This is a genomic window from Chamaesiphon polymorphus CCALA 037, from assembly GCF_003003845.1.
In the GTDB taxonomy this organism is placed as follows: domain Bacteria; phylum Cyanobacteriota; class Cyanobacteriia; order Cyanobacteriales; family Chamaesiphonaceae; genus Chamaesiphon; species Chamaesiphon polymorphus.
Genome location: NZ_PVWO01000113.1, coordinates 1 through 13,412 on the forward strand (window position 1 = coordinate 1; position 13,412 = coordinate 13,412).

Consider the following 13,412-nt stretch of genomic DNA (forward strand, 5'->3'; position numbering starts at 1 on the left):
GACTCCAATCCAAATTTCAAATACGATTCAACATATCTACAACCTTATTCTATAATCTTCTGGCGGGAAGGGAGTATGTCGGTATAGCTAAAGATAATGGATCTTCAATTCGCTTGAATTTAGCCAGTGCTAGTAAAGGTAAATATGTCGCCAAGAATGGTACTACGGCCTATACTGTGACACGAAATAGTTTGAAAATTACCCAAAATGGTCGAGTCCTGCAAACTCAACCGTTGCGGGTAAGCCAGTGGCGGGATTGAGTGTTGCCAGCGATTGAAATCGCCGCTAGTGATGCAAAGTCCGCCTACGCGGACTAATATAATATCCTAGTCCGTGTAGGCAGACTTTGCGCCATGAGCCACGATTTCAATCGTTGGCGGTACTAGAACGAAGCAAATATCCTTAACCCGAACTGACGCAAACGATATGTTTTGCACAAGGTGATTTACAAAGAATATAATTCAATATGATATCTATTAGTCAATTTACTCGAACGACTCTGTTATACAGTTTAGCTTTGTCATTAACATCGATAGCGATCGATAGCTTACATTTCTATGTATTAGCAGAAATTCCTAAAATTGGAGTTTACAATGCTGGTTCTAGATATATCACTGTTGCACGTAAAGGTAATCGATATTGTTATCAAGGAGTTTCAATTCCTCACAAAAGGTACGCTGTTGCTGTTGGAGAAACTATTGGCTCTCTTTCTCCTTATCGTGATGGGCTAATTATTGAGGGTTTGAAGCGTCGCAATCGTCAACTAGTTCTCAGTCAAGGAGAAAATTCATTGCTAGTTAAGTTTGGCCAAGAAGAGCCTCAAATATATGAACGTGCTGGTGATTTTAATCCTAACGAAGTAAGTAAAGATTTCAAAAAATGTCTTAATAATAAGGGTGTTGTCTATATGGCAGTACCTGGTTCTGGATACAAAATCAGATAGAGCATTTATTATTTATCGATATCTGTAAATAAAGTAACTTAATGTGAAATCATAAAACTAGTGAAATCCTCATCTCCAACTATCTTTTTTCGTTCGATCTCCATAGGTATTACCTCCTTAATATTTTCCACATCAACCAATGCCTTGCCAATTCTTAACGGCTATTATTTTCGATCTCCACCTAATGACTACGAAGGAATAGAAGTTAATAATAACCGCTTTCGTTTTGTTTATGAGGGATCGGATCCTACCGATCCAGTAGATCCTTGGAAAAGTCTATCTCAACTCAAACCCGTCAAGAATGGTTTAATTTTATACAAGAACACGTACTTCTGTTCGAGAAAAATTTATCCAAATAATAAGTACTGTACTCGTAATGGAGGAAAAGGACGGTACAGTTAAACAATTGCTATCTTTCTTTTGTCACCAAATAAATCATGTTTAAAAATCAAGCCTCAATTATCATCATTGGTATTTTTTTAATTACCATGAATGGCTGCCAAAATCCCAAAACTAGTAACGACGTATCTAATTCGCCAACCTCTGATTCAATTGAATCCCCTAACTCTAACAACCGCCTTGATGATGAAATTGCCAGCGAAGTTAAAAATAAATTAAAAGCAAATATACCCGATAGTGATTTAAGAATAAGTGTCGATAATGGCGATGTTACTGTTACGGGTACAATAGCTAGTTCAGATCAAATAGATTTAGGGAAGGAGCAGGTTTAGAGGGTGGAGCAGGAAAATGGCAACCATTTTCAAACTTAAAAGAGGTTAAAAAAGGAGTTGTTTATTATCCATTGAAAGGAGGACAATATTATTGTCATAGAAGTTTATGGCCTGTCAATGATGGTACATACGTATGCAATAAAACAGGGGTTAAATATGAAAAGTTATAGCAAAAGAGGAGATATATTGCAAAATATAGATCGAATGATATATCCGTGACAGTCGATGCTAGAGAAATTAAAGAAGACCGGGCGAACTCACTTTTACAAGCACTACCCAACTAATCTCGATCGAATATCGAGGTCATAAAAAACTATTAACACTAATGGCGGCTGTGTTTTTTGAATTTACTTTTAGCTCAATCGAGTTACAACTTCAATTAATGCTCTCATATCTTAGACAATATTTCGGCGGGTGCGATCGCGATATAATTTTAATATGTATAAACTAACATTAGAGATTGTTTGGAGGTTATATGACGATCGCTAAAGATCCTTGCCAATCCCAGCAACTACTTATCGATATCAGCAATACCACGCTCCATTCAGCCGAACAGTTGGAGCGGTTGCAAAATGATAATCCTAACCTTCACATAGAATTAATGGAGGATGGGAAGCTGATTGCGATCTCTCCAAATAGGAGCGAGTGTGTGGAAACGGCTACTGCGGCAGCAGAAGCTTTACCACCAGCGAATAGTTCGGTTGATGATTCGATATCTTCAAGTGCATACCAATTACCCGAATTAACTCCAGAGGAGACTGCACGAAGATTGGCGATGGTAGAACGTCGCATCGAGCGCGAACGTCAAGAATGGGATAGTTTTACTCCAGAACAAAAAGCCGAACACGATCGCCAATTTGAGGAGTTATACGAGTCTCTGGCGGAGTCGCGGAGATAAGATGATTGTTTTTTTAGATACTAATATTCTCGGATTAGTATGCAACAAAAATACTTCATTTGATGAGTCTCAACAATGTAAGAAATGGTTTGATACCATTTTTATTAGGGGCGTTCGTATTGTTACTTCCGATCTCTGTAACTATGAAGTGATGAGAGGGCTAAAAACTTCCTCGATTAGAACTGGGCAAGTTGCGCCAGGAATTAAATCTCTGGAATCTTTGAGATCGGACGGATTTCTGGAATTCTTAACAGTTTCTACTGAGGCTCTGGATTTAGCTGCTAACCTTTGGGCTAGAGCATCCGCAAGTGGGCAAACCACCAGAGATGAGAAGGATATCGATATCGACATTATTATTTCTGCTCAATATCAACTACTCAAGGATGAGTTTCCAGGGCAACGGGTAATTATGGCGACAACTAATTTGAAGCATCTTTCACTATTTTGTGAAGCCGCTCATTGGCAAGATATTAAACTATAAACAAGATCGTGGCTAGATTGCAAGAGATTCCTACATGAAATTTATTTACCTACTTCCGGCGGTAGCTGTGACTCTGCTCCAACCGACGATCGCCACCGCTTTATCACCAGCACAGATCCAATCGATCGCCAAATCTGTCACCTTGAAGCTCGAAGCCACAGGTGGCGGAGAAAAAGACTACGGCTCTGGCGTAATCATCCAGAAACAAGGTAATAATTACATTTGGCTCTTCATCACCTGGTATGCTAATCTCAGCTTTTTGACCCGAAATCCTTACTGCTAAGCCAAAAATGGCTGAAAAATCTAACAATAATAGATTTTAGGCTCAATCCCTTGTTAGCTATCAATCTGGGCGGAAATCAGCATACTAAGTAATGAAGAGCCTTACATTTTTGCTACCAATGCTCATGTAGTCTGCGGTAATGAGAGAGGATATTTAAAAAAATGTAGCAAACATACTAAATATAATATTGTTACCCCCGATGGTAAATCTCATGCTGCCACCGGTACAGCAGTCAAACTATTACCAGATTTAGATTTAGCGATCGTCCAGTTTCAGAGCGATCGCAATTATCCCGTTGCTACCCTTGGCGACTCAGATAATATCAAAATCGATGCTCCCATTTATGCTGCTGGCTTTCCTTCAAAGAAAGGCTTCAATTTTAATAGCGGTTCGATCGTCGCTAGTGTCAAAAATCGCTTAAAGGGAGATAATGGCAAATATGTCGATAATGGTGGATATACAGTTATCTATGACGCTGCTACATATCCAGGGATGAGCGGTGGTGGCGTATTCGCTCGACAAGGGCAACTTATCGCCATTCATGGTAATGGCGATAAATATCCAAAGGGTTCGCAAACTAATATAGGTAGCGATCGATTCGCCGCAGACTTTAACGCAGAGTTTGGTAAATTGAGCGATGCTTTAACTGAACAAAAGCTAGGCATCAATCGCGGCATTCCGATTAATTATCTCCGCCAAGAGTCGATCGAACTGATGCGCTCTGCTCCAAGAATATCTACAAATAAATCATTCGAGCCGACTACTGCTAATGATTGGTTTATTTTGGCTATAAATAAGACACTTTATGTCGAATATACAGAAGAAAATGCAGAGCCAGAGCGTCAAGATAAACGAGAAGCGATCGAATACTGCACCAAAGCCATCCAGATCAAGCCAGATTATTTCATGGCTTACTATTTACGCGGACGACTTTGGACTCGACTCGATGTTGGCGATAAAGCATTAGCAGATTATCACAAGGCAAGTGCAATTGCACCAACCTCCACATTTAAATATTTGGTTCGCAGTGATGCTCGATCGAGAACGGACGATCTGAAGGGAGCTTTAACCGATGTTAATAAAGCGATCGAACTCAACCCCAATTATGCTCTCGCTTATGCTGCGCGTTCTGGTATGTATTCCCGAATTAACAAACCATCAATGGTACTTGCCGATCTGAACCGCGCGATCGCACTCGATCCCGACAATCACCAATATATTTTCGCCCGCGCTGCCACCAAATTATCGACATCAGATCCCCAAGGTGCAAAACAAGATGCCGATTTAGCAATAGTTACAGCAAATCGTGCTGGAGATGTTGATTATGCCGATATTTATCAAAAATATCTAGACTTAGCAACTACTCAATATAGCCAGTCCCGATCTACTGGCAAAAAAATTAATCCGAATATTGTCATTTCCCCAAATGCCGATATGGTCGAATTTTATTTAGTTAGGGCTAACCAAAAGAAATCCAAAGGCGATCTTCAGGGTGCTTTAGCAGATTATAATAAAGCAGTCGAACTTCAGCCGACAGTATTGGTTCTGCTATCGAGAGCTGGATTTAAAGAGAAAGAACTCAAAGATTTTGCTGGCGCAGAAGCCGATCTTAGTCGAGTAATCGAGCTTCGATCTGACGACCCTACTTACTACCTATTTCGGGTTAACTTGAGAAGATTGAATAATAATCGAAATGGTGCGATCGCTGACTTGCAGCAAGCAGCCAAACTTTATAAGCAAAGAGGCGATGACAAGAACCATGCTTTCATGCAGCAACTTATTCAATATTTTCCGAGCAACTAAACATCGATCGGATCTACAGTAAACCTGTATATTTATTATTTAAAATTAATAACATAGATCGACTTTCTTATTATTTTTTCATAAATTCGGGACTACCGAGGATTAATGCCGCGCGAATTTCTGGGCTGCTGGTGGAAATCGCTTGTTGAGTGCGAGTAGAAAAGTTATTGCCCAAAGTAGCTGCTAATTTTAGCGGATCGATCGCGAACATCTGGCTAGTTGGTAAAGTATTTGCGGCAGTAGTTGTCGATGCCGAGATTGGTAGTTTACCATTAGCTAAATTCGTTGCATAATTAATCCGCCGCGTCATACTATCGGGATTTAACCAGGCTTCTTGAGTATTTTTATAACCATTCGGCGTCGGACAGCCATAGATGGGCATTCCTTGTTGTCTGAGGAAGTCATTTAATGGTTTGACATTATTGAGTTCTATCCCAGTCGATCGAATAGACGAGATGGCATATTGATATGGTGTTTTAAATTTGGTGCCATAGTATTTGCCATTCCAAAATTCAGGACTCTGAAATAAGGTGCCCAATACTAATTTGATATCGCCATCGGTAGCCAGAAAGCTTTTTGAGAGTCGATCGACTAAACTTTTGGGTGGATTGTCACTTACAAAATATTGAGCCAGTTTAAAGCTAATCTGACGGGCGGTACTGGGATGTCGGGAGAGGAGATCTAGAGCTTGTTCACCTTCATCGATACCGCTACCGACGATTGGACGATCGAGAAACACTTTATTACTAAAATCATGTCGATTGCGATTAAATTGAAAACTATAACCGTCGGGAATCTTCTGTCCCGGTTGCTTGAATCCCCACCCTGTAAAAATCTTTGCTAGTGTAACTACATCCGCTTGTTTGTAGCCGCCATCAACGCCCAATGTATGGAGTTCCATCAGTTCGCGGGCATAGTTTTCATTCAAGCCGCGATTCTGACCTTTTTTATTTACATTCGGCGCGCTATTTCGCCAATTATCTAAATAAAATAACATCGCTGGATGTCGAGCAGTCGCACCTAATAAATCTCTAAATTTACCGAAAGCATGAGGACGAATGGCTTGTCGTTCGTAAGCACCCACCCACAGTCTAGCGATCCCTTTATCTGCATAAACATTGAAATGATTATACCAAAAATCCACCATCACTTCTTGAAGTTGTCGTTCGCTGTATATCGATCGCCAGAGCCTATCTTCGATCGCCTGATTAGTCACTTGTCTGGCTTGTTGTTGCTGAATTTTTCTGATTTCTAATACTGGTTTTTGGCCATCTACTTGGCGATTGGGATTATATCGCTGAAATAACTCGGTGGGCGAGAGATCGATCGTATCTAATGTAGCCAATCTCTCTGCTAAAATTGACGATTCGGCGATCGTATCGGGATTGAGTTGTTGCTGGATATATTTATCAACTCCCAACTTTTGCACGCGATCGATATCGCCAGGACGAATCCCCAACGTCAACCGATTTAAAAGATGAATAACTTTAGGATTGACAGGTGCAGCTTGTGCGATGTTCGCCAAACTCAACCAGATACAGCTAGTAATAATGACTAAATATTTACGAGTATTCACGGTTATTAATTCTCAATTCTCAATTCTCAATTAATCTAACTGTCTTCAGGTTCGCGATCGTCAAACATATCTAGATCTAGATCGGGACTATCTAAGGTAGCGTCTGTACTGACGATCGAGTCGCGAGCGTAAGCTTCTAGAAACAGATTGAGTTGCTGTATTTCAGCCATACTTGGTTCGGGCGGACTAATTATCTGTTGGATCGATCCACCAACAATTCCAGTCGCAATAATCCCAATTCCCCCAACAATATATCGCCACCAAGATCTAGAAACTCGTTGTCTGGTGTCTATGGGTAATCGATCGATCTCTGACATCAGTCGATCTTCCAATTCTGGCAAAGATGGGGGCACACTCGATCGATTTTGCCGCAAGAAGTTAGTTAGTTGAGGATCTTCATCTGGTGAGTTATTCATCGTCTATTTGCCTTGGTTATATTACTATCTCTCGATCGCGATCGATCTGACTGGTGACTAAATCTGAACTCCTGATTCTTCGAGAAACTTTCGCATTCCACTGCGGGCATGAAACAATCGTGACTTGACAGTACCGACGGGAATTTCGAGGATTTCAGCTACTTCTTTTTGGGGGAGTTCTTCGAGATCGTGTAATACTAAAACTGCTCGATGTTCCTCACTCAAGCAACTCAATCCTTTGCGTACCAAATCTTGGTAGTGGAGCTGCATAATATCGGGATCGTCATGTTGAGTGGCGACACTCTGAGCGAGCGTTTGCAGGCGCGATCGATCTTGTGCTAAAGTTTGACGACGATCTGAAGCCACATTCCAGGCAATACGATACAACCAAGTCGAAAATCGCGAACTCTGGCGAAATTTTGCCAACCCTTTCCACGCACGTAAAAATACTTCTTGTGTCAAGTCATCTAACATTGTCAGATCGCAAAGCTGATACAGGATTTGGCGCACGCGAGGTTGATGGCGACGATACAACAGCCGAAAGCTCTGACGATCTCCCTCGACACAACGTTTGACTAACACATCGTCAGCCACCGATTCAACGCGATCTTCCACTCTCAGTACCACCTCGCATTCCCGAGACATCGAGCCATACATCATCCTCTCACACTCCGCTCTACACCAGCTTAGACCGGAGATCGATCGAAAAGGTTCAAAGCTCGTCAGCCGTGGGTATGCTGCCAGTTAAACCGTTCTCTCAAGTACAGTTCTCGATTGTCATGGCACATTTAATTATCGACCCAGACGAGATCCAGCGTCTTGCCAGAATTAGCAGTATTAAAAATCCTCAAGAGTATCGATCTCAATTTAATAATGCTACCGAACGTTTGGCTACACAACTGCGAGGATCTGTTGCTGAATCTTGGAATGTTTGTTTCCCCACATGGCTAGATAGTCTAGGGCGTGTCAAAGATCTCGCATGTGGCGTTCGTAAAATGACCTATGTTCCTTCCTATGCAACCGTTCTAGGTAGGGAGTTTGTACGAGCTTACTCTAACGACTATAGATTTCTTATCGATCTACTTTTTGAAATGCCTGTTAATTCACATGAATATCTTTGTACGTGCGATCTTCTGGAAATGATGGTAGAAGAGTTTCATATCATCAATAAAAATAGTAAACTTGAGGAGTTATATCGAATCGATCGATTGATGCCACCTGTGATAATTTTAGAATTCAGTTGCGATCTTAATTACGAACGCTTAACGCTCATGGGTGAATTTTTACGGCAAGTTGCACTCGATTTCATAATTAATTAATCGATCGAGAGTACCTTATGGTGCTCGAACTATCTTATACTTATACTAACCAGTTCTCTAAATCAGCGATCGCAGTAAAGTCCAATAAATCTTCGCCTAGAGATTCTAATCTTTCTAAAGATAAAGCCTCGATTTTAACCAACAGATCGGAATTGACGCTTCCCAACTTTCGAGTTAACAGTCTGATGACAAACACTCTGGCTTCCTCGATCTTGCCCTTAACCTCGCCTTCCGCCAAAATATCTTGATAAATCACAGATTCCCGCATGATGTCTCTCCGTAATATTTGCTTGACTCTTTCTCGATCTAATACTAACCCAGCTAAAACAGATGCGGTAGCTGCCAAATCCGCCTGAATGCTTGGCGTCGCTATATCCTCAATTCTAGCAGCCACAGACCGTAATACCGACTCTGGTTCGTCGGTTTGTGCCAAACTCGCGAACGGATACAACCCCTGAGATGCTAAAAATATCGATGCTGGTTGCTCCCACAGTCGGATTGATTCAAATTGATGGCGAGTATTCAGAATTTCAAACGTGTTTTGATAAACCAGCTCGCTCTGGGTGCGTTTTAAATAAATAACGATCTGTCTCATCGGTTTAGTACCAAACTTCCGATACGCCCGGAGCCGATAATCCGCCATCCGAAATGGCATATCTGGATCGGGAGATGTTTGAAATTCTAGATGCAGAATTAGACTTTCATTAGTCAACAAGATGATACTGTCAGCGCGAATCGGCTCGACGTTTAACTCTGTCGGATTCATCTCAACGAGCGAAACACGCTCGCCAATTAACCAACTAGCGAAATCTTCAGGAAACTTTTCCGCTAAATACTTACAAGTATTGTCGTACATAAGCAATGCAGTGGCGAGATCGTTCTACACCTTACCACATAGACTACTTCACTTGTCTTGTCTAGTTTCTATCTCTCACACCCAAATTCCCATGTGTTCGTCGATAACTATTTCGATCGACAATCTGGCCTATATTTAGAGCTAAATAGCAATACAGGATACAAAACTCACATGGAACTGCCAGAGATCGTTAGTCACTTATTTGCCGCAAAGAAAGCCAAAGGATTGAGTTTTGCTGACTTGGAGAAGATTTTAAATCGCGATGAAGTGTGGATTGCGGCGGTATTTTATCGACAAGCAACCATGTCTGAAGATGAGGCTAAATTACTAGCCACCGCTCTCGATCTCGATCCGATCTATATCGATCTGTTGACCGATTATCCCATTAAAGGTTTAGGCCCTGTAGTCCCGACAGATCCGTTCGTCTACCGCTTCTATGAGATTATGCAGGTATATGGATTACCGCTTAAAAGTGTGATTCAGGAGAAGTTTGGCGATGGCATTATGAGCGCGATCGATTTTACGATGGATGTCGAAAAAGAAGTCGATCCTAAAGGCGATCGAGTCAAACTTACCATGTCAGGGAAGTTTCTACCTTATAAAAAGTGGTAGGAATGTGTAAAAATCGGTAGCTGTGAACCCTTTTCATCCCAGGTAAATAAAACCCGTGACTGCACTAGAATCGCCTACCCCACAACGGACTCCATTGTACGATCGCGCGATCGCCCTGAACGCGAGAATGACGGCTTTTTCTGGCTGGGAAATGCCCGTCCAGTTTAGCGGAATTACCCCCGAACACGAGGCAATTCGCGATCGAGTGGGGATGTTTGATATTTCGCACATGGGTAAGTTTAGCTTGCAGGGTGAAAATGCGATCGAGCAACTGCAAAGTTTGGTGCCTTCGGATTTGAGCCGTCTGAAGCCAGGACAAGCGCAGTATACGGTGTTGTTAAATGCCCAAGCGGGAATTATCGACGACATTATCGTCTATCAAGAGGGCGCGGGAACTGTGACGATTATTGTCAATGCGGGGACTAAAGATAAGGACAAAGACTGGTTGCTGGCGCATTTAGACCTCAGTACGGTGACATTTGAAGATTTATCTGCCAAGCAAGCTCTCATCGCCGTCCAAGGGCCGGAAACAGTCCGTCACCTCCAGCCTTTTGTCGATATCGACCTCTCGCAGTTGACGAATTTCGGTCATTCCGCAGCTCTAATTTTTAAAAACCCCGCATTTATCGCGCGCACTGGCTACACTGGCGAGGATGGTTTTGAAATTATGGTCGATCCCGAAATTAGCGTCAAACTTTGGGACGAACTGCTCGCGGCTGGCGTCGTTCCGTGCGGGTTGGGGGCGCGCGATACCCTCCGATTGGAAGCGGCGATGTGCTTGTACGGTCAAGAAATTGATGACACGACCACGCCCTTGGAAGCGGGGCTGGGATGGTTGGTACATCTGGATACTAAAGGTAATTTTATCGGGCGCGATGTTTTGGAGCGGCAAAAGAGCGAAGGTGTCAGTCGTAAATTAGTGGGGCTAAATATGCAGGGACGATTTATCGCTCGGCACGATTATCCGGTAATAATCGACGGTAAGCCAGCAGGTATCGTCACTAGTGGTACCATGTCGCCAACACTCGGACAAGCGATCGCGCTAGCCTATATACCGCCGGAATCGGCTAAATTAGGGCAAGTTGTCGAAGTCGAAATCCGGGGCAAACTGCACCCCGCTACTGTGGTCAAAAAACCATTTTATCGATCGAGCAATCGCGTCTAAATTAAGCTCGATCGAATTAAAACATCCGATTTCTCGCAGAGCTTGAAGTCCCAATAATATCCTACCTATTGCTTCGATCGAGGCAGTAGGTTTTTTTGATGAAATTAGGGAATGGCAAGTTTTGTCTTGTAGTAATTGCTAGCCACAAGGTTATCTAGCTCCAGCCCACATCTACTTTAGTAATTCGATCGAGGAGGCGACGGCGATGCGTAAATTCATAATTGAAATCGTAACTTGGCTCCTCTTTGAAATCGTCTTAAATATTGCTGGATTAGATGATTTGGGTAATTATAGCGAGTTCGTTTTCGCTCAGAAAAATACTAATTTATTCCCAACTTACGTTGTCAGTATGACGATCTAATTGCGTCAAGACAATTTAAATATACTAGTGCTTAGTTTTGACCCAGGGTACCCACAAGGGGCACCCCTACAGATTGATGGTGTAGAGGTGCCCCTTGTGGGTACCCTCAGATCTTCACTAAGCACTAGTCTTTATATGTTGGTGCAAGATGTGAATCATCTCGATCGAATGTAGCTTTTGCTCGTCACTTTGGGATTTATAACCATAGGCACAAATTAGATCGCAGTGGTTATGACCGATTTCCCAGACTTCTTGCCCCAAGGCTATCGAATAATTCGCGAACTCGGACGAAATGCGGCTGGCGGACGCGTCGTATAGATGAATAGAAAATGAAAAACATCTCAAAGAGAACGCAGCAAATCTTCTGGATGACATTTATCCTGGTTGGTGGTATTTATATTTTCCTGCAAATTTCTGAGATCGAGACTCATGGAGGTAGTTTACAATTAAATTCATTGGTGGTTTTCGTATATGACCGACTTGGAAAATGGGGGGTGCTTGGACTGTCCTTTCTTTGTGCTGGTTGCTGTCTAGTAGATATTCCAGACTACTCAGAACCCAAATACAGACAAAAGATAAATCCTAACAAAGGTCAGAGTTTCAAGCAATATGTTAATCTTGATTTTCGCGAAATAATATTTGGATGTGACAAAAAGATACCCATTCAACATTTAGAGTTAATCGGGAATGGCAAGGTTGCACCTATAACGAGAGAGTTAACACTTACTATTCCGCCAGGTATTCATGCTGGAGTAATTTTCCTGTTAATAGGAGAAGGTAATGCAAGTCCAAATGGAAATAGTGGGGATTTGTTCGTTATCTTTGAAAATTTACCCGATCGAGGTGATGGATTGAGAAGAGAAGGTGGAAATATTATCTCAACTGTTCAGATTAATCAGGCACAAGCTCAACAAGGGGATAGAGTCAGGGTACAGACGATACGTGGATTTAGTGATGTTACCATTCCACCAGGAACTAAAAAGGGAGATCGCTTAGTTATCAGAGATCGAGGTCTACCAGTATTTAAAGAACGCGAATTTTTTAAAGTTTTAGCAGGAACATGTCGTGGCAATAGCAAAAATATTGTGCGAGAAATGGGTCTAAATATTTTTTCATCACCACGAGTCAGAGGCCATCATATTATTTGTATCGATATTGTCAGTTCTCCGATGGTATAAAAACCAACAAAATATGTGCTGCTACTTTATTAATGGCTAGTTTAACTAGAGAGGGTAGACATGAGCCAATGATGATAAGGATTAACTTTATGATACAGATCTTAACTACGGTAGATATCGCTACTATACAAACATTTTATTATTTTAGCTAATAATTCTCAACCGCCAATAAAATGTTTACAATTTAGTATTGTCTACCCCTATCTCTCATGGCTAAATTTTATGAAAGGCTCGATCGGCAACTATGTGAATTTATTGCCGAACAAAAGCTGTTTTTTACTGCTACAGCACCACAGGAAGGACGCATCAATCTATCGCCCAAAGGGATCGATTCGTTTCGGTGTTTGGATTTCGATCGAGTGGCATACTTAGACTTAACGGGAAGTGGCAATGAGACAGCGGCACATCTGCACCAAAATGGGCGGATGACGATGATGTTTTGCAGCTTTACAGATAAGCCCTTAATTCTGCGACTGTATGGCAAGGGTGAAGTCATCAGTCCCGATACCGAGCGGTGGCATAATTTAATCGATCGATTTACCGATCTTCCTGGCAAACGGCAGCTTATTTTGTTAAAGATCGAATCAGTCCAAACTTCTTGCGGCTATGGCGTGCCGATTTACGAGCTTCAGGAAGAACGATCGACTTTAACCGATTGGGCTGTTAAAAGAGGTACAGAGGGAGTCAGAGCATATCAACTCCAAAAAAATCACACTAGTGCAGTGTCAAAATTCAATATTAGGGTAAAGAGAAGTAAGTTTACAGCGAGCATCATCAATCTTCATTTGCC

General features: G+C 41.9%; 16 protein-coding genes and 1 pseudogene. 13 read left to right on the forward strand and 4 right to left on the reverse strand.

What is annotated here, in order from left to right; translation table 11 throughout:
* From C7B77_RS30725 to C7B77_RS11050, 7 genes and pseudogenes are all read left to right on the forward strand, one after another.
* A pseudogene (locus C7B77_RS30725) lies at window positions 1–260 on the forward strand (hypothetical protein); the annotation flags it as partial.
* A 206-nt stretch (window positions 261–466) separates the two neighbouring features.
* On the forward strand, window positions 467–943 hold the full coding sequence (locus C7B77_RS11025; RefSeq protein ID WP_106304131.1) for a hypothetical protein: 477 nt from the start codon (window positions 467–469) through the stop codon (window positions 941–943).
* A 437-nt stretch (window positions 944–1,380) separates the two neighbouring features.
* On the forward strand, window positions 1,381–1,674 hold the full coding sequence (locus tag C7B77_RS11030; RefSeq protein ID WP_106304134.1) for a BON domain-containing protein: 294 nt from the start codon (window positions 1,381–1,383) through the stop codon (window positions 1,672–1,674).
* Window positions 1,675–2,149: 475 nt separating this feature from the next.
* Entirely contained in the window at window positions 2,150–2,572 is a 423-nt protein-coding gene (locus C7B77_RS11035) for a hypothetical protein (protein ID WP_106304137.1), read from the forward strand.
* A 1-nt stretch (window position 2,573) separates the two neighbouring features.
* A complete protein-coding gene (locus C7B77_RS11040; protein ID WP_106304140.1) occupies window positions 2,574–3,053 on the forward strand; it encodes a PIN domain-containing protein in 480 nt (159 codons plus the stop codon).
* A gap of 34 nt (window positions 3,054–3,087) precedes the next feature.
* On the forward strand, window positions 3,088–3,336 hold the full coding sequence (locus tag C7B77_RS11045) for a hypothetical protein (protein ID WP_106304143.1): 249 nt from the start codon (window positions 3,088–3,090) through the stop codon (window positions 3,334–3,336).
* A 105-nt stretch (window positions 3,337–3,441) separates the two neighbouring features.
* A complete protein-coding gene (locus C7B77_RS11050; RefSeq protein ID WP_281261347.1) occupies window positions 3,442–5,139 on the forward strand; it encodes a serine protease in 1,698 nt (565 codons plus the stop codon).
* A gap of 70 nt (window positions 5,140–5,209) precedes the next feature.
* Here C7B77_RS11050 and C7B77_RS11055 read toward each other — a convergent pair whose 3' ends face one another.
* Genes C7B77_RS11055 through C7B77_RS11065 form a run of 3 tightly spaced genes read right to left on the reverse strand, consistent with a single transcriptional unit; the run spans window position 5,210 to window position 7,776 of the window.
* A complete protein-coding gene (locus C7B77_RS11055) occupies window positions 5,210–6,715 on the reverse strand; it encodes a DUF1800 domain-containing protein (RefSeq protein WP_106304149.1) in 1,506 nt (501 codons plus the stop codon).
* Window positions 6,716–6,750: 35 nt separating this feature from the next.
* Window positions 6,751–7,131 carry a hypothetical protein gene (locus tag C7B77_RS11060; protein WP_106304152.1) on the reverse strand — a complete coding sequence of 127 codons (381 nt, stop codon included), beginning with the start codon at window positions 7,129–7,131 and terminating at the stop codon, window positions 6,751–6,753.
* A gap of 57 nt (window positions 7,132–7,188) precedes the next feature.
* Window positions 7,189–7,776 (reverse strand): sigma-70 family RNA polymerase sigma factor, encoded by a 588-nt coding sequence (locus C7B77_RS11065; RefSeq protein ID WP_219892093.1) that lies wholly within the window; start codon window positions 7,774–7,776, stop codon window positions 7,189–7,191.
* 89 nt (window positions 7,777–7,865) lie between these two features.
* On the opposite strand from C7B77_RS11065, the gene C7B77_RS11070 reads away from it, so the two are divergent.
* On the forward strand, window positions 7,866–8,450 hold the full coding sequence (locus C7B77_RS11070; protein ID WP_106304159.1) for a hypothetical protein: 585 nt from the start codon (window positions 7,866–7,868) through the stop codon (window positions 8,448–8,450).
* Window positions 8,451–8,490: 40 nt separating this feature from the next.
* On the opposite strand, the gene C7B77_RS11075 is transcribed toward C7B77_RS11070, so the two are convergent.
* Window positions 8,491–9,306, reverse strand: coding sequence for an Rpn family recombination-promoting nuclease/putative transposase (locus C7B77_RS11075; RefSeq protein WP_106304161.1), 816 nt, complete (start codon window positions 9,304–9,306; stop codon window positions 8,491–8,493).
* A gap of 171 nt (window positions 9,307–9,477) precedes the next feature.
* Here C7B77_RS11075 and cynS point away from each other — a divergent pair, with 171 nt between their 5' ends.
* The 5 genes from cynS to C7B77_RS11095 form a co-directional block, all read left to right on the forward strand.
* Window positions 9,478–9,918 (forward strand): cyanase, encoded by a 441-nt coding sequence (gene cynS, locus C7B77_RS11080; RefSeq protein WP_106304170.1) that lies wholly within the window; start codon window positions 9,478–9,480, stop codon window positions 9,916–9,918.
* A gap of 55 nt (window positions 9,919–9,973) precedes the next feature.
* The gene (gene gcvT, locus C7B77_RS11085) at window positions 9,974–11,083 is read left to right on the forward strand and encodes a glycine cleavage system aminomethyltransferase GcvT (RefSeq protein WP_106304164.1); all 1,110 of its coding nucleotides are present in this window, start codon (window positions 9,974–9,976) and stop codon (window positions 11,081–11,083) included.
* Window positions 11,084–11,288: 205 nt separating this feature from the next.
* Window positions 11,289–11,444, forward strand: coding sequence for a hypothetical protein (locus C7B77_RS29870; RefSeq protein ID WP_181243812.1), 156 nt, complete (start codon window positions 11,289–11,291; stop codon window positions 11,442–11,444).
* Between the two features lie 329 nt (window positions 11,445–11,773).
* Window positions 11,774–12,622, forward strand: a complete 849-nt coding sequence (locus C7B77_RS11090) for a J domain-containing protein (protein ID WP_106304167.1) — start codon at window positions 11,774–11,776, stop codon at window positions 12,620–12,622.
* A 209-nt stretch (window positions 12,623–12,831) separates the two neighbouring features.
* Window positions 12,832–13,412 (forward strand): pyridoxamine 5'-phosphate oxidase family protein (locus tag C7B77_RS11095; protein ID WP_245894157.1); only part of this gene is annotated, 581 nt, incomplete at its 3' end.